Consider the following 17067-nt stretch of genomic DNA (forward strand, 5'->3'; position numbering starts at 1 on the left):
GGGGAAATCAGGATGAAAGCATTGGAAGATGTAAAAAAGGGTGGAAGCTTTTTAATTGATGAGACGAATTATGAGCATATCTTTACACCGGAGGATTTCTCTGATGAACATCAAATGATTGGAAAGACAACAGAGGATTATATTTTACAAGATGTAGTTCCGCATATAGATCAAATTGAAAACCATGAGTTCGAGCATTCGGTCAGGCTTCTCAAAAAGGCTGGTGAGCTGGGACTTTTAGGTGCCGATGTGCCTGAAGAATTCGGCGGGCTTGGATTAGATAAAATCAGTTCAGCGATCATTACTGAAAAATTCGCTAGAGCAGGAAGCTTCTCACTTTCCTATGGTGCTCATGTCGGTATTGGTTCTCTCCCGATCGTGCTCTTCGGAAATCAAGCGCAAAAGGAAACGTACCTGCCTGGACTCGCCTCTGGGGAAACCATTGCGGCGTACGCACTCACTGAGCCAGGATCAGGCTCTGACGCGCTTGGAGCAAAAACAACGGCAGTTCTGAATGAAGCAGGTACCCATTATGTCCTCAATGGAGAAAAGCAGTGGATCACAAACTCCGCATTTGCCGATGTCTTTGTTGTGTATGCGAAGATTGATGGTGAACACTTCTCTGCTTTTATCGTCGAAAAGGATTTTCCAGGAGTCAAAACGGGGCCTGAAGAGAAAAAGATGGGTATTAAAGGATCATCGACAAGAACATTGATTCTTGAAGATGCCCAAGTACCGAAGGAGAATTTGCTCGGTGAAGCTGGCAGAGGTCATGTGATTGCGTTTAACATTTTGAATATTGGGCGCTATAAGCTGGCAGTCGGCACAATCGGTGCATCAAAGCGCGTCATTCAATTGTCGGCAGAATATGCGAACCAGCGTAAGCAGTTCAAAACACCAATTTCTCAATTCAGCTTAATTGGTGAAAAAGCAGCCAATATGTCAGCAAAGCTCTATGCAATGGAAAGTGCAGTTTACCGCACGGTTGGATTATTTGAACAGCGGATGGGGCTCTTAAGTGATGAAGAGCAAAAAGACGGCAAACAAATTGCCCAATCTATTGCGGAATATGCGATTGAATGTTCTCTCTGTAAAGTGCTCGGCTCTGAAACGTTAGATTATATTGTGGATGAAGGCGTGCAGATTCACGGCGGATATGGATTCATGCAAGAATACGAGGTCGAAAGAGCCTATCGCGACTCACGAATTAACCGGATTTTTGAAGGGACAAACGAAATCAACCGTTTGCTTGTACCAGGTACATTCTTGAAGAAAGCGATGAAAGGAGAGCTTCCGCTGCTTCAAAAAGCGCAAACCTTACAGGAAGAGCTGATGATGATGATGCCGGAAGAGCCAGGCGATCAGCCGCTCGATCAAGAAAAATATTTGCTCGCCCATGCGAAAAAGATCGCCTTAATGGTGGCTGGTATGGCAGCCATGAAATACGGGAAAGCCTTAGACAAAGAGCAAGAAATTCTTGTGAACATAGCCGATATCGTCAATGAAATTTTTGCTGCTGAATCAGCGATTTTGCGCACAGAAAAGGCAATCGCTGCAACAGGGGCAGAAAAGAATGCTCAAAAGCTTGCTTACACACAAATTTTCACGCAAGAAGCTTTCTTAAAGATTGAAGCCCATGCAAAAGAATCCTTGATTGCGATGGAGGAAGGAGATTCACTCCGCATGAGCCTGTCAGCCCTTCGCAAGCTGACAAGGTTTACTCCGATCAATGTCATCGCCAAAAAGCGCGAAGTGGCGAAACGAATCTTTGAAGCAGAGAAATATATCGTATAAGGACGGCTTAAAAGGTGCGGATATTACTCCGCACCTTTTTGTAAGCATACATTTAGGTTTTTAAAATATTTTGTGATAAAATGTTGTCACAATTTGCAGGAGGTGAAAATGGTGGCTTTAGATTTTTACGAATACCCATCTTGCGGTACATGCCGAAAAGCAAAAAAGTGGCTGGAAGCACACAATAAAGACATCAACAGCATACATATCGTCGAAGAGACGCCTGATAAAGAAACATTAAAAGCCCTTTACGAAAAAAGCGGTTTAGAGCTGAAGAAATTCTTTAATACAAGCGGACAAAAATACCGGGAGCTTCAGCTGAAAGATCAACTTCCTGCAATGTCAGAGGACGAGCAGCTAGAATTACTCGCGTCTAACGGAATGCTGATCAAGCGCCCGATTACAACAGACGGAAAACGAGTCACGGTTGGATTTAACGAAGATACATTTAAAAGCGTCTGGAAATGATGTAACTTTCCTTCAGATTGTGGTATCTTCAATATAGATTGTAAGAAAAGACTGGAGGGGTATTGAATGAGCACACCAAAAGATTTACGTTATTCAGAAGAACATGAATGGGTCAAAGTAGAAGGAGATAAGGTGCGTATCGGTATTACGCATTTTGCTCAATCTGAGCTGGGCGATATCGTGTTCGTTGAGCTTCCTGAAGTAGGAGACAAAATCACAGCGGACGAGCCTTTCGGAAGTGTAGAATCAGTGAAAACCGTTTCTGAACTTTATGCACCGATCAATGGCACAATCGTTGAAGTGAACGATGAGCTGGATGACAGCCCGGAATTCGTCAACGACTCTCCATACGAAAAAGCATGGATGATCGTTGTAGAACCAGCTGATGCTTCTGAAATTGAGAACTTAATGACAGCTGAGCAATATGAAGAAATGACAAAAGAAGACTAATTCATGAGAAATTGGACACTCTACCTTTATGGGGGGTGTCCAATTTGTCTTTTCAAAAAGAACACGTGGATATAACAGAGCATGTCACTGGACGATTCAAAGAAAGCGGCATGGTGCTTTATCATCAAAATGAAGAGATTGGCACGATGATTAGTGAAAACCAATATGAGCTGAAATCGGGATATTCCTATGATCAAAACCGTTTTTATCGTCTAACGGATACATTGACCGATGGGACAGAAAAATATGTTGACTGTGACGATGAAAATGGCTGGTGCTAATCACAGATGAGACTGCAGTGAACAGAAGCTGCAGTCTTTTTGATGACGGCGCTCAATCTTTACAATCTGAATGAAAGATTGTAATCTAAGGAAGAAGTGAATCAACGTCAAAAGGGCCGGGTGATCGTGATGAATGTCGAGATAGAAAAGGTCATCATTGTAGAAGGTAAAACAGACAAACAAAAGCTAAAAGAAGTCATAAGTGAACCTGTTACCATCATTTGCACCAATGGCACGATCAGTACATCGAAGCTGGATCAGCTTGTGGACGATTTAGTGGGGAAAGACGTTTACATATTAGCTGACAGCGACGATGCAGGCGACAAACTGCGGAAGCAATTTCGAAAAGAATTCCCTGAAGCACTTCATCTTTTTGTCGACAGAACGTACCGCGAAGTGGCCGCTTCACCGTCAGCCCACATTGCATCTATCCTATTAGCTGCAAACATTGATGTTCATTCGAAATATTTATGAGGGTGGACGTATATGAAAGAGATTGAAGAACACGAATTCAAGGAGATAGAGGACGATTTATTTCTTTTATACTTATATACACCGTTTTGCGGAACATGCCAGCTGGCAAAGAAAATGCTGGCAGTCGTAGACGCCATGCAGCCGGATGTACCATTTTACGAAAACAATTTAAACTATTCACCAGGCTTTGCGAAAGCATTTGAAATCGAGAGTGTTCCTTGCTTTCTCCTGTTTAAAAAAGGTGAATTGGTCCAAAAAGGCTATGCCTTTCACTCAGTTCCATATCTTCATGAAATGATTGAAACCGCTAAATAAAGCGGTTTTTTGTCATATTTCAAGAAATTCATTTGAAAATTTGTCGAGTTATTTATAAAGGACAAGCCGATGTTTGTAGAGAAATGTTATGTATAACCAAATGACAGGGAGGTTATACATGTGGAAAATGTGAAAGCCCATGGTAACACAGGGCAGCGTTTATTATTAAAGCCGCTGCTCTCATCATCATCCTTGAAGATTACATTTGAGGCGGAAACTGACTCTTGTACATTGATTGTGGATGAACGTGGTGAAGTGAAGAAACTACCTGCAATTGAGTTATCGGATCTCATCTTTTATGGTGAGAGGAAAGAAATTCTTCAATTATTAGATGGAGATATGTCCTTACAGCAGTTAATCAGCAGGGGACAAGTCAAAGTGAAAGGGTCATTCCGTGCGCTCCTTAGACTAGAGGCAGTGCTTTGGCTGACGAACGGTTTTTTTCGAAAAATGATAACGTAGTTGTTTACTTGGAAATTAGCGATTTACAGCGTTGACATATCTCGGGTAGCATGATATTCTACGTTAGTAAAAACATGAACATCACATAAAACAACATATTTTCTCTTATTAAGAGAGGTGGAGGGACGTGCCCTATGAAACCCGGCAACCGTCAGCATAGCTGAAATTGGTGCCAATTCACTCAAAGCCGCAGCGCTTTGAAAGATGAGAGAAAGGCGTAATTGACATAAAAGGCCTTTCTGCTTGCGTTGCAGTTAGGTCTTTTTTACTGACCTGGCGTCAGGCTAGAGTCATGACAGAAAGCAGAATAAATAACGTATGTGATGGAAACCTATAGATTCAGCAAGAAAGCAGGTGATCAGACTGTGATCCATTTACAGAATGTATCAAAAACGTACCATTCAAAAAGCGGAAATGTTGATGCCGTGAAAGACGTCAACCTGGATATTGATAAAGGTGAAATATTCGGAATTATCGGGTATAGCGGTGCAGGGAAAAGCTCGCTTATTCGCCTATTAAACGGTCTAGAGCTGCCAACAGAAGGAATTGTTGAAGTGGCAGGCAACCGGATCAATGAAGTATCGAATGCGAAACTTCGGAAAGCAAGACAAGAAATCAGCATGATCTTCCAGCACTTTAATTTGCTTTGGTCAAGAACAGTGAGACAAAATATTATGTTCCCGCTTGAGATCGCAGGTGTACCGACATCAAAACGGAGAGAACGTGCGAATGAACTGATTAAATTGGTCGGTTTAGAAGGAAAAGAGAATGCGTATCCGTCTCAGCTAAGCGGCGGGCAAAAACAGCGTGTCGGCATTGCGAGAGCATTAGCGAATGATCCAAAGGTTCTTCTATGTGACGAAGCGACATCTGCGCTAGATCCGCAAACGACCGATTCGATCCTTGAGCTTTTGGCGGATATCAATAAACGGCTAGGGCTCACGATCGTGCTGATTACACACGAAATGCACGTTATTCGCAAAATTTGTCATCGCGTCGCGGTCATGGAAAATGGACGTATTGTCGAAGAAGGCGAAGTATTACGCGTCTTCAGACAGCCGAAAGAAGAAATGACGAAGCGATTTGTGAAACAGCTGGCTGAACCAGAGGAAGCGAAAGAAACAATTGAGCACGTGCTAGAGCGAGTAAAAGAAGGTCAGGTCGTACGGTTGTCCTTTATCGGAGATTCTGCCGAGCAGCCGCTGATCACTGAAATCATTCGATCCTTCAACGTCGATGTGAACATCCTTCAAGGGAAGATTTCTCAAACGCAGGAAGGCGCGTTTGGAACACTCTTTATCCACATTAATGGAGAAGAGACCGAGGTAGAAAAAGCCATCGCCTATATCCAAAGCAAACAGGTTGAAATCGAGGTGATGACACATGTTTGAGAAATGGTTTCCGAACGTTGATTTAGACGTCATCTGGAGTGCAACAGGTGAAACGGTGTATATGACACTGATTTCATTGGCATTTGCCTTTGCAATCGGGATTATCTTAGGGCTCCTGCTCTTCCTTACAGGAAAAGGCGGTCTTTGGGAAAATAAACCGATAAATGCTGTCATCGGCGCTGTCGTCAACATTTTCAGATCGATTCCTTTTATCATTTTAATTATTTTATTACTAGGGTTTACGAAATTCTTAATGCATACGATTCTTGGCCCAAATGCAGCACTTCCTGCCCTTGTCATAGGGTCAGCTCCATTCTATGCACGTCTTGTCGAAATTGCACTGCGTGAGGTAGACAAAGGAGTCATTGAAGCAGCACGATCAATGGGAGCAAAAACGTCGACAATCATTTTCAAAGTATTGCTGCCAGAATCATTGCCAGCCCTTATTTCAGGTATTACCGTAACAGCAATTGCTCTGATTGGCTCTACTGCGATTGCAGGTGCAATTGGAGCAGGCGGACTTGGTGACCTCGCCTATGTGGAAGGGTACCAATCTGGTAATACAGATGTCACACTTGTAGCTACTGTGTTTATTCTCATCATCGTCTTTATTATTCAGATAATCGGTGATTTGATTACAAATAAAATTGATAAACGTTAAGGGAGGATTTATTCATGAAGAAATTGATTTTAAGTGCACTATTTCTAGCATTTGCAGGTATTCTAGCTGCGTGCGGTTCATCTAATAACGCAAGTGAAAGCAAAACCATTACGGTTGCAGCTTCAAAAACGCCGCATGCCGAAATTCTTGAAGAAGCAAAACCACTTCTAAAAGAAAAAGGCTACGATTTAAAAGTGAAAGTGCTTAGCGATTATAAAATGTACAACAAAGCGTTAGCTGAAAAAGAAGTGGATGCGAACTTTTTCCAACATATTCCTTACTTAAACGAAGAAAATAAATCAAACAAAGATTATAACCTAGTGAGTGCTGGTGCGGTTCACCTTGAGCCTTTCGGTATCTACTCTAAGAAATACAAATCAGTAAAAGATATTCCAAACGGCGGCACAATCATCATGACAAACAACGTAGCTGAACAAGGCCGTATGCTTGCCCTGCTGCAAAATGCTGGTGTCATCAAGCTTGATCCAAAGGTTGATACAATCAACGCAACAGTAAAGAACATTAAAGAAAACCCAAAGAATCTAAAATTCAAAAAAATCGCGCCTGAATTAACCGCGAAAGCTTATGAAAACAGTGAAGGCGATGCTGTATTTATCAACGTAAACTATGCGATCCAAAATAAATTGAATCCGAAAAAAGATTCAATCGAACTTGAGCAAACAAAGAACAACCCATATGCAAACATCGTTGCGGTTCGCAAAGGTGACGAAAAATCAGATAAGATCAAGACATTAATGGAAGTTCTTCACTCTGATAAAATCAAAGAATTCATCGACAAAAAATATGACGGTGCAGTATTGCCTGTATCTGAATAACAACATTTTAACCTCGCTTCTATCAAAGCGAGGTTTCAACGTGTAGACAAACCCTCGCATTCGGTGTCAGGTCTGCGTGCCGGTGCTCACGAATGTTCAATTCGCTCCGCTCCGGTACTCGTCCTTCCTAGACTGCAAAGGTTTTCTATCACGCTGAAAAAAGAAGACAAAGGGCTAAAATAAAGATCATTTTAGCCCTTTGTCAATAATCTGCAACCTCGCTTTCATCAAAGCGAGGTTTTTTGTGTATTTTTTCAAATCTCGCTCATAATAAAAACGTACAAATGACCTGAAGGGATGGAATCAAGATGAATGAACAGCATATGAGCGGATCCATGCAGCAATCACTGACTGATTATAAAACCGCAATGGGTGAATTCCAGAAGAAAATGCCGGTGTTTGGTAAGAAATTCAATGAATTTACGGAGCAGTGCTTCCAGAGCGATTCATTAACGCAAAAAGAAAAACAAATGATTGCCCTTGGCATCAGTATTCATGCACAGGACGAATACTGCATGATTTATCATACAAAAGGAGCGCTCGATCAAGGGGCGACAGAAGAGAATTTGCTGGAGGTTGTCAGCGTGGCGGCAGCTTTTGGCGGAGGAGCAGCACTAAGCCAAGGAATCACTGTCGTTCAGCAATGTATTGATGAATTTGGAGGACAGACGCATTAAGGGAAGCAAAACACGGTATTTTTCCATCTCAGGGAGTTGAGCGCTTCTCATCCGATTGTGTGAGAAAATATGCCAGCATAAGGTGTCATATCCCTTTTGAGTGAAGACGCATACGTTTGCTACAATAAAGCTACACTCAAGGAAGGGAATGGTTTATTATTTGTTCGGACCATAGTACACTAGGATTGGATTATACCGCCGAGATGGAAAAGGCCATGCATCAAGCTCATGGCATGAGCTATGCAGAGTACGAAAGAGACCATGACTTACGGATGAAAGTGGAATATAAACGAGAGCAGTCCTATCGAGATGAGAAAAGACAGCTCGCAAAAATGAATATACGAGGCTAATAATAGCTGAGGGGCGGGGAGAACAGTTTCCCGCCCTTTCTTTATGAAAACAGTCTTTTCGACATAAATCCTTTTATCTACCTGCTTTTTTTGTTAGAATTTTGAGAGCATCCTCTCACGCTTATCGTGAATGTGTTGTATTCAGTTTTAATTTGTTATAAAATTAGAATGAGAATAAATTGAGAATAATGATTATTTTGGAGGTATCGATATATGACTGCTTCGACATTAACAATTAAGGACTTGCACGTTGAGATTGAAGGGAAAGAAATCTTAAAGGGTGTAAACCTCGAGATAAAAGGTGGAGAATTCCACGCAGTAATGGGACCAAACGGAACAGGTAAATCTACTTTATCTGCTGCAATTATGGGTCACCCTAAATATGAAGTAACAAAAGGCAGCATCTTGCTTGATGGCGAAGATGTCCTTGAAATGGAAGTAGATGAGCGCGCTCAAGCTGGACTTTTCCTTGCGATGCAATACCCATCTGAAATCAGCGGTGTTACAAATGCTGACTTCCTTCGTTCTGCAATTAACGCACGCAGAGAAGAAGGCGATGAAATTTCTCTTATGAAATTCATCCGCAAAATGGACGAAAACATGGAGTTCCTTGAAATGGACCCAGATATGGCACAGCGCTACCTAAACGAAGGTTTCTCAGGCGGGGAGAAAAAACGCAACGAAATTCTTCAATTAATGATGATTGAACCAAAGATCGCCATCCTTGACGAAATCGATTCTGGTCTTGATATCGATGCCCTGAAAGTTGTTTCTAAAGGAATTAATAAAATGCGCGGCGAAAGCTTCGGCTGCTTAATGATCACTCACTATCAGCGTCTGCTGAACTACATCACACCAGATCACGTTCATGTCATGATGCAAGGTCGTATCGTGAAATCTGGCGGACCAGAACTTGCGCAGCGTCTAGAAGCAGAAGGCTATGATTGGATTAAAAAAGAGTTAGGAATTGAAGACGAAACTGTTGGTCAAGAAGCGTAAGCGTTAGGAGGATTATTGATGACATTAGAAACGAAATTATCAGTAGATCAAGATTATGTCAAAAGCTTCTCCGAGAAGCAGCAGGAACCGGCATGGATGAGCTCCCTTCGCTTACAGGCTCTTGAAAAAGTAGAAGACCTCCCAATGCCAAAGCCTGACAAAACGAATATTTCAAAATGGAATTTAACGAATTTCAAACAGCATACAGTCGAAAGTGCGCCATTTGGGTCATTAGAAGAGCTTCCAGAAGAAGTGAAATCTCTTATTGATTTAGAGGACACAGATAAGACAGTTTACATTCAGCGTGATCAAACGCCGGCCTATTTGTCTCTTTCAGCTGAAGCGAAAGACAAAGGTGTGATCTTCACTGATCTTCATACAGCGATTCGTGAGCATGGAGATTTAGTGAAACAATACTTCATGACAGATGCAGTGAAAGTGGATGAGCATAAACTAACAGCTTTACATGCTGCTTTAGTGAATGGAGGAGCTTTCCTCTATGTTCCGAAAAACGTTGAGCTTGAAGCACCAATTCAAGCTGTTTATCTTCATGAAAATGATGAAACGACTTTGTTCAACCATGTCATCGTCGTAGCAGACAATCATAGTGCTGTGACTTATGTAGAAAACTACATCAGTACAGCAAAACCGGAAGAAGCGATCTTCAATATCGTTTCTGAAGTGTTCACAGGCGCAAACGCCCGCGTCACATACGGTGCTGTAGATAACCTTGCAGAAGGAGTCACAGTATATGTAAACAGACGCGGTATGGCAAATGGCCGTGACAGTAAAATCGAATGGGCACTTGGCCTGATGAATGATGGAGACGTCGTATCTGAAAACATCACAAAACTGATGGGTGACGGTACATTCGGTGATACGAAATCAGTTGTTGTCGGCCGAGGAAACCAAATAGAAAACTTCACAACAAGCATCATCCACTTCGGTAAAAACTCTGAAGGGTATATCTTGAAGCATGGTGTGATGAAGGATCAAGCATCCTCTATCTTTAACGGAATTGGCAAAATCGAGCATGGCGCAACAAAGTCAAATGCAGAGCAGGAATCACGTGTCCTCATGTTGAGTGAGAAAGCACGCGGTGACGCAAACCCAATTCTTTTAATTGATGAAGATGATGTGACAGCAGGGCACGCCGCTTCTGTTGGACGTGTCGATCCAATTCAATTGTACTACCTCATGAGCCGCGGGATTTCCAAAGAAGATGCAGAAAGACTTGTGATTTATGGCTTCTTAAATCCAGTTGTGAAAGAACTGCCGATTGAAGGAGTTAAAAAGCAGCTGATTTCTGTGATTGAAAGGAAAGTAAAATAATGAATATCAAAGACGTTCGTGAGCAATTTCCAATCCTTCATCAGCAAGTGAACGGACATGATTTGGTGTATTTGGACAGTGCAGCGACTTCTCAAAAACCAAGAGTGGTCATTGATGCAATGAATGAGTATTACCGGTCTTACAACTCGAACGTCCACAGGGGTGTTCATACCCTTGGCACAAGAGCAACGGACGCATACGAGGGTGCGAGAGAGAAAGTTCGTGCATTCATCCGTGCTTCATCTGTCCAGGAGATTATTTTTACTAGAGGTACAACGACTGCACTAAACACAGTGGCGATCAGCTATGCTAGAGCCAACCTCAAAGAAGGCGATGAGATTGTCATTACACATATGGAGCATCATGCGAATATCATCCCTTGGCAGCAAGCAGCAAAAGCAACTGGCGCCACATTGAAATACATTCCGTTACAGGAAGACGGCACGCTATCGCTTGAAGATGTGAAGCAAACGATCACACATCAAACGAAAATCGTCGCTGTCACACATGTCTCAAACGTATTAGGAACCATTAACCCGATTAAAGAAATCGCCAAAATTGCCCACGATCATGGGGCAATCATTGTCGTCGACGGTGCGCAAAGCACCCCTCACATGCAAATTGATGTTCAGGATCTAGATTGTGACTTTTTCGCATTCTCTGGGCATAAAATGTGTGGACCGACTGGCATCGGTGTGCTTTACGGGAAGAAGGACCTTTTGAATAATATGGAGCCTGCTGAGTTTGGCGGTGAAATGATCGATTTTGTGGATCTATATGATTCTACATGGAAAGAGCTGCCGTGGAAATTTGAAGCGGGAACACCGATTATTGCTGGAGCAGTTGGACTAGGAAAAGCAATTGACTTCTTAAATGACATTGGTATGGAGGAAGTCAGCCGTTACGAGCATCAGCTTGCGACTTACGCGCTTGAGCGCTTTAAAGAGCTTGACGGTGCGACTGTTTATGGACCGCAGCACCGAGCTGGGCTTGTGACGTTTAACTTAGACGACGTCCATCCGCATGATGCGTCAACTGTTCTGGATACGGAAGGTGTCGCCATTCGTGCTGGACACCACTGTGCACAGCCGCTCATGAAATGGCTTGGTGTATCAGCGACTGCAAGAGCAAGCTTCTATCTGTATAATACAGAAGAAGAGATTGATCTACTCATTGCAGCGCTCCGTAAGACAAAGGAGTATTTTACGAATGTCTTTTAATGTAAACTTAGACACACTGTACAGACAAGTGATTATGGATCATTATAAAAATCCGAGAAACAAAGGTGTACTAAACGACAGCATTGTCGTCGATATGAACAACCCAACGTGTGGTGACCGTATTCGTCTTACGATGAAAATCGAAGACGAAAAAGTCACGGATGCGAAATTTGAAGGAGAAGGATGCTCGATTTCGATGGCATCTGCCTCCATGATGACGCAGGCAATTAAAGGGAAAGATATTGAAACAGCTTTGAAAATGTCTCGGATATTCTCCGATATGATGCAAGGAAAAGAATACGACGATTCCATTGATCTTGGTGACATTGAAGCGCTGCAGGGAGTTGCAAAATTCCCAGCCCGCATCAAATGTGCAACATTATCCTGGAAGGCGCTTGAAAAAGGCGCATCTGCCGAAGATAACGGCAAATCATAAGATTGGAGTGAAAATGGATGGCTAAAAAAATGCCAGATGTTGGTGAATATAAATACGGCTTTTCTGATAAAGACGTTTCCATTTTCCGTTCAGAGCGCGGACTGACAAAAGAGATCGTTGAAGAAATTTCTCGTATGAAAGAAGAGCCTCAGTGGATGCTCGACTTCCGTTTGAAATCTCTTGAGCACTTTTACAACATGCCGATGCCACAATGGGGCGGAGATTTAAATGCATTAAACTTTGATGAAATTACGTACTACGTAAAGCCATCAGAGCGCTCTGAGCGTTCTTGGGATGAAGTACCAGAAGAAATCAAACAAACCTTTGATAAGCTTGGTATCCCAGAAGCAGAGCAAAAATATTTAGCAGGTGTATCTGCTCAGTATGAATCTGAAGTTGTGTATCACAACATGAAGCAGGATCTTGAAGATCTAGGAATTGTGTTTAAAGATACAGACAGCGCATTAAAAGAGAACGAAGACATCTTCCGTGAGCACTGGGCAAAAGTCATTCCTCCGACTGACAACAAATTTGCTGCGCTTAACTCGGCTGTATGGTCTGGTGGTTCATTTATCTACGTACCAAAAGGCGTAAAAGTAGATACTCCACTTCAAGCATACTTCCGTATCAACTCTGAAAACATGGGTCAGTTCGAGCGTACACTGATCATCGTTGACGAAGGCGCACATGTGCATTACGTAGAAGGCTGTACAGCACCAGTTTACACAACAAACTCACTTCACAGTGCGGTTGTTGAAATCATCGTTAAAAAAGGCGGCTACTGCCGTTATACAACGATTCAAAACTGGGCAAACAACGTCTTCAACCTTGTGACTAAACGTACAGTATGTGAAGAGAATGCAACAATGGAATGGATTGATGGAAACATCGGTTCTAAGCTGACAATGAAATACCCAGCGGTCATCCTAAAAGGTGAAGGCGCTCGTGGTATGACATTAAGTATTGCCCTTGCAGGTAAAGGTCAGCACCAAGACGCAGGTGCGAAAATGATTCACCTTGCACCAAACACATCTTCAACGATCGTATCGAAATCGATTTCCAAACAAGGCGGTAAAGTAACGTACCGCGGAATCGTTCACTTTGGACGCAAAGCAGAGGGTGCACGCTCAAACATCGAGTGTGACACACTCATCATGGATAACAAATCAACATCTGATACGATCCCTTACAATGAAATCTTAAACGACAACATTTCATTAGAGCACGAAGCAAAGGTATCAAAAGTATCAGAAGAACAGCTATTCTACTTGATGAGCCGCGGAATTTCTGAAGAAGAAGCAACAGAAATGATCGTCATGGGCTTCATCGAGCCATTCACAAAAGAACTGCCAATGGAATACGCCGTTGAAATGAACCGCTTGATTAAGTTTGAAATGGAAGGTTCTATTGGTTAATAAAAAACATTGATACACAACGCTTTTTGAAGGCTTTTAATTTCGAGTGATACCACTTGTTAATTAAGCCTTCATGGCGTTGTTTTTTTATCCTCAACAAATGGCTTTAGTTCGAGAAGCCAGGTCCTCCAAATGAAATGAAATACTTGCACCATATAAACTAGTACTGTATAGTTCTAATTATGACAAAGGTAAAATTAATGAATCAAAAACGTGTACTTGAAGTAGCTGCAACATTATTTTTGGAAAAAGGGTTTGCTTATACAAGTATGGATGAATTGGTACGTGTAAGCAAAGTATCAAAGTCGAATGTGTATTATCACTTTTCTAATAAGGAGGAATTATTAGAAGGGGTCGTTGATTATTGGATTGATATGTATCAAGCTGCAATAGACGACGTAATGTCTCAGACCCAATTTTCAGTTGAAGATCGTATCCAAATGTTTTTAAAGCAATTATCACAAGGCGTTCAGTCGAGAGAGTATCAGGGAGGCTGTCCATTTATTACTCTTTATATTCAAAGTCCTGCACAGGCCACACAAATAAAAGAAAAAATAGGTCTTTTTTTTACAGGATTACAAAAGAAAGTTTCTCTATTACTGAAACAAGGCGTAGAGAGCGGGGAATTCAGGGATACGATTCAGATTGATGAGGTGGCATCACTTTTTATTACAAATCTTGAAGGAGCGTTATTTATTTCAGAAACATTGAAGGATGCCACTGTCATCACAAAAACAGCAGATCATTTATTTAACTTGCTTCGATAAAGAAGCATTTTTTTTACATCAAATTAGTACTGAATAGTACTAAATAGGAGATTTCATATGAAAACAGTATTTTTAACTGGTGGAACAGGCTTTATTGGAAAGCAATTAGTGAAAGAATTAGCCAAAGAGGATGTGAACATTCTTCTTTTAGTGAGGTCGAAAAGTAAAGCGACACGCATTTTTCAAGAAAGACGTATTTTAAAAGAGTCAGTGATGCACTTTGTTGAAGGTGATTTGACGAAAATAGATTTTGGTCTAAGTGCTGAAGATAAGGAAAGGGTATTGAAAACGGATGTGATCATTCACGCAGGAGGCCCTATGGATATTCAAGCGACAAGTAATGAGGCAGCTTCCGTCTTTTTAAATGGTGCCAAACATATGAGTGAATTAGCTAAAAGTATTCATCAATCGAAGGGCTTGCATCAATTTATTCATGTTGTCGGTTATATGAGTCCCTTTGATGATCAAAATAGCAAGGTTACAATTGATGTGTTTAAAGAAGGAAACAACTATTTGAAAATAAAAAATCCATATGAGAGAACAAAATTTTTAGCAGATCTTTATATCCGTCAACAGGCATCAGCAATAGGTTATCCGCTGTCTGTCATTAATCCGCCAACTGTGGTCGGCAGTAGTAAAACAGGGAGTACAGAGCAGATAGCAGGATTAGGTTTGCTTGTAAAGAGTATGCGAAGAGGGCTCATGCCAGTGATTCCTGGAGGTAAAGGATATAGGCTGCCACTTATTTCAAACGATATGTTTGCGAAGTTTATTGTGCAGGTTTCCAGGATGGAGCAGCCGGCTATTCAAACATTTACACTTGTTGAAGACAAAGAGCATGATCAGAACATTGCTGAATTATTAAGTGTGATGTCGGAAAGTATGAATATGAGGGCACCAAAAATCTCTGTCCCAATGCCGCTTATGAAAGCAATGATGAAAAGTGGAGTAAGCAAAATAACAAACATTCCTTCTGATGGCCTCAATTTTATGACTAAACGAACATTTTCAAATGCTTCAGTGAAAAAAATGATGGGAGAAGATTGGTTTAAGAAGACGAGTGTCATGAACTTTTTCCCTGCCGTAGTAGCTGATCTGGATTATCGCATGATGGATCAACATGGTGAGCATCATCATGTATTTGAGCGAACATTATGCGATAACAACACCCTTTACCAATTACAAGGAGAAGGGAAACCGTTTATTTTATTACATGGTTTATTGAGTGATGGAGAGGATTTATTCCCTTTAGCACAAGAGCTTCATGAAAAAACGGGTCAGCCTGTATGGATCTTGGATATTCCTGGCTTGGGGCGTTCTCCTTTTAAACGAGAGAAAAACCTTCTAGATATCTACTTGAATGTAGTAGAAAAATTACTGGAGAAAGCGACAAATGGTGCACATCTCATTGGTCATTCATTCGGTGCGTTTATCTTACTGGAAGCATTGGGACAAGGGTACATAGATAAGAAGTATTCAATCACTTTACTTCAGCCGCCTGTTGCTAAAGAAAATGCTAAATCGCTAAATGTTCCACAATGGATGAACAAATGGACATTAAAATTAGCAACTTCTAAAATGATAGAGCGTTATTTATTAAGTAACGGTTTGTTTGAAAGGACGGAGAGCATCCCTGAACATTATATTGAAAAAATCAGAAACAGTTTTACGTCTCCTAGAATTTTAAATACGACAGTTCAGCTTAATCATTTACTACTGAACACTGATCAAGGTGAATTCAATGAATTAACAAAGGATCATCCTCATATTATCTGGGGTGAGTATGACAAAGGCTATTCTGCTCCGTTGCATCTTGGTCAGGTTGATGTTGTTCCATACGGCCATCATTTTCCTCTTAGCCATCCGAGTGAAACGGCAGCATTAATTATAAAAAATAGTCTTACTAGCAGTTGAGAATTGGGATAAATAAAGTATGTCGTAATTGAAATGAAATCGCAGTGCTTGTGATCCCACCGATGCACACCAACTGAAAGATTTTATAGCACCCTAAAACGAAAAAGGTGATTTTTAATAAAAAAGCACGATTTTTCGTTTTGGGTCTTTTTGATTAAATAGAGGTTAATGAGGTGCATAAAACTGATCTAAGGTTTTCGTCATATCATCAGATGCAGATTGTAAGATGGCATCTTGCTCTAAAATCGCTGTTCCTTGTGCTCGGACAATATGAAATTGATGAAACCCCATCAAGTTTTGAAATATTTCTTTTAGGTAATGATGTGAAAATTCCAGAGGTGTATATCGATCGTTATCTGTGAAAATTGAGCCGCTTGCTTGAAGTAAAAGTACACGATAATCGTCTGTCATTAGACCAACAGAACCATTTTCTGTATATTTGAACGTTTCTCTCGCAATAAAGATATTATCTATATAATCTTTCATTCGTGAAGTCACATTGAAATTATGAACAGGTGACACGATCACAATTCGATGATGTGCTTTGAATTGAGCCAATAAAGCAGATGAAGCAGCAGCGATTTTTTCTTCGGCAGCCGTTAATGCTTGTTCGGATGCTTGCTTATCCCAAATACCTAGCAGCTGTTCTTTTTCGATACGAGGAATTTCAGTTCCATATAAATGTAAAATGGTTGGTTCCTCATGAGGAAACCTTTCTTTAAATTGTTTTAAAAATAGTGTTTGCAGTTTGTTTGAATAACTTTCTCGATGAGTGAAATCTGGGTGCGCGTTAATGATTAATGTTTGCATGTACATGCTCCTTTT

Annotated in this window: 20 protein-coding genes and 1 riboswitch; of the genes, 19 read left to right on the plus strand and 1 reads right to left on the minus strand. The window is 41.2% G+C overall.

Annotation, left to right across the window (positions count from 1 at the left end):
- The first annotated feature begins 12 nt into the window (after positions 1-12).
- The 19 genes from AAZR19_RS14935 (at position 13) to AAZR19_RS15025 (ending at position 16242) form a co-directional block, all read left to right on the plus strand.
- Complete coding sequence (locus AAZR19_RS14935) at positions 13-1794, plus strand: acyl-CoA dehydrogenase family protein (RefSeq protein WP_202738626.1); 1782 nt, start codon at positions 13-15, stop codon at positions 1792-1794.
- A gap of 111 nt (positions 1795-1905) precedes the next feature.
- Positions 1906-2262 (plus strand): arsenate reductase family protein, encoded by a 357-nt coding sequence (locus AAZR19_RS14940; RefSeq protein ID WP_024423406.1) that lies wholly within the window; start codon positions 1906-1908, stop codon positions 2260-2262.
- Between the two features lie 66 nt (positions 2263-2328).
- Positions 2329-2712, plus strand: coding sequence for a glycine cleavage system protein GcvH (gene gcvH / locus AAZR19_RS14945; protein WP_008347039.1), 384 nt, complete (start codon positions 2329-2331; stop codon positions 2710-2712).
- A gap of 44 nt (positions 2713-2756) precedes the next feature.
- Positions 2757-2993 carry a YusG family protein gene (locus AAZR19_RS14950; RefSeq protein WP_024423405.1) on the plus strand — a complete coding sequence of 79 codons (237 nt, stop codon included), beginning with the start codon at positions 2757-2759 and terminating at the stop codon, positions 2991-2993.
- A gap of 129 nt (positions 2994-3122) precedes the next feature.
- Positions 3123-3467, plus strand: a complete 345-nt coding sequence (locus AAZR19_RS14955; RefSeq protein ID WP_024423404.1) for a toprim domain-containing protein — start codon at positions 3123-3125, stop codon at positions 3465-3467.
- A 12-nt stretch (positions 3468-3479) separates the two neighbouring features.
- On the plus strand, positions 3480-3782 hold the full coding sequence (locus AAZR19_RS14960) for a thioredoxin family protein (RefSeq protein WP_024426005.1): 303 nt from the start codon (positions 3480-3482) through the stop codon (positions 3780-3782).
- A 120-nt stretch (positions 3783-3902) separates the two neighbouring features.
- Positions 3903-4244, plus strand: coding sequence for an SCP2 sterol-binding domain-containing protein (locus tag AAZR19_RS14965; RefSeq protein WP_024423403.1), 342 nt, complete (start codon positions 3903-3905; stop codon positions 4242-4244).
- A gap of 102 nt (positions 4245-4346) precedes the next feature.
- A riboswitch (SAM riboswitch) is annotated at positions 4347-4455 on the plus strand.
- Positions 4456-4609: 154 nt separating this feature from the next.
- Positions 4610-5635, plus strand: a complete 1026-nt coding sequence (locus AAZR19_RS14970; RefSeq protein ID WP_024423402.1) for a methionine ABC transporter ATP-binding protein — start codon at positions 4610-4612, stop codon at positions 5633-5635.
- Positions 5628-6296, plus strand: a complete 669-nt coding sequence (locus tag AAZR19_RS14975; RefSeq protein WP_024423401.1) for a methionine ABC transporter permease — start codon at positions 5628-5630, stop codon at positions 6294-6296. Before AAZR19_RS14970 ends, AAZR19_RS14975 begins: the two co-directional genes overlap by 8 nt.
- 14 nt (positions 6297-6310) lie before the next feature.
- Positions 6311-7132 carry a methionine ABC transporter substrate-binding lipoprotein MetQ gene (gene metQ, locus AAZR19_RS14980; RefSeq protein ID WP_024426003.1) on the plus strand — a complete coding sequence of 274 codons (822 nt, stop codon included), beginning with the start codon at positions 6311-6313 and terminating at the stop codon, positions 7130-7132.
- Between the two features lie 308 nt (positions 7133-7440).
- On the plus strand, positions 7441-7809 hold the full coding sequence (locus AAZR19_RS14985; protein WP_003212803.1) for a carboxymuconolactone decarboxylase family protein: 369 nt from the start codon (positions 7441-7443) through the stop codon (positions 7807-7809).
- A gap of 215 nt (positions 7810-8024) precedes the next feature.
- A complete protein-coding gene (locus AAZR19_RS14990; RefSeq protein WP_254965641.1) occupies positions 8025-8159 on the plus strand; it encodes a hypothetical protein in 135 nt (44 codons plus the stop codon).
- 213 nt (positions 8160-8372) lie between these two features.
- A complete protein-coding gene (gene sufC, locus AAZR19_RS14995) occupies positions 8373-9158 on the plus strand; it encodes a Fe-S cluster assembly ATPase SufC (RefSeq protein ID WP_007500355.1) in 786 nt (261 codons plus the stop codon).
- Positions 9159-9176: 18 nt separating this feature from the next.
- Complete coding sequence (gene sufD, locus AAZR19_RS15000; RefSeq protein ID WP_434703620.1) at positions 9177-10490, plus strand: Fe-S cluster assembly protein SufD; 1314 nt, start codon at positions 9177-9179, stop codon at positions 10488-10490.
- Positions 10490-11710, plus strand: a complete 1221-nt coding sequence (locus tag AAZR19_RS15005) for a cysteine desulfurase (protein ID WP_041107713.1) — start codon at positions 10490-10492, stop codon at positions 11708-11710. The genes sufD and AAZR19_RS15005 overlap by 1 nt, the downstream gene beginning before the upstream one ends.
- Positions 11700-12146: a Fe-S cluster assembly sulfur transfer protein SufU gene (sufU, locus tag AAZR19_RS15010; protein WP_039181277.1), complete on the plus strand. Its 447-nt coding sequence runs from the start codon at positions 11700-11702 to the stop codon at positions 12144-12146. The genes AAZR19_RS15005 and sufU overlap by 11 nt, the downstream gene beginning before the upstream one ends.
- A 17-nt stretch (positions 12147-12163) precedes the next feature.
- Positions 12164-13561, plus strand: coding sequence for a Fe-S cluster assembly protein SufB (gene sufB / locus AAZR19_RS15015; protein ID WP_007500362.1), 1398 nt, complete (start codon positions 12164-12166; stop codon positions 13559-13561).
- Between the two features lie 200 nt (positions 13562-13761).
- Positions 13762-14328 carry a TetR/AcrR family transcriptional regulator gene (locus tag AAZR19_RS15020; RefSeq protein WP_326349970.1) on the plus strand — a complete coding sequence of 189 codons (567 nt, stop codon included), beginning with the start codon at positions 13762-13764 and terminating at the stop codon, positions 14326-14328.
- Between the two features lie 57 nt (positions 14329-14385).
- Positions 14386-16242, plus strand: a complete 1857-nt coding sequence (locus AAZR19_RS15025; protein WP_326349969.1) for an alpha/beta fold hydrolase — start codon at positions 14386-14388, stop codon at positions 16240-16242.
- A 165-nt stretch (positions 16243-16407) separates the two neighbouring features.
- Here the strand turns inward: AAZR19_RS15025 and AAZR19_RS15030 are convergent, their stop codons facing one another.
- Positions 16408-17052 carry an FMN-dependent NADH-azoreductase gene (locus AAZR19_RS15030; RefSeq protein ID WP_434703624.1) on the minus strand — a complete coding sequence of 215 codons (645 nt, stop codon included), beginning with the start codon at positions 17050-17052 and terminating at the stop codon, positions 16408-16410.
- Positions 17053-17067: the final 15 nt, after the last annotated feature.

The organism is Bacillus sp. Je.9.29.b (assembly GCF_051129925.1).
GTDB classification, from domain to species: domain Bacteria; phylum Bacillota; class Bacilli; order Bacillales; family Bacillaceae; genus Bacillus; species Bacillus safensis.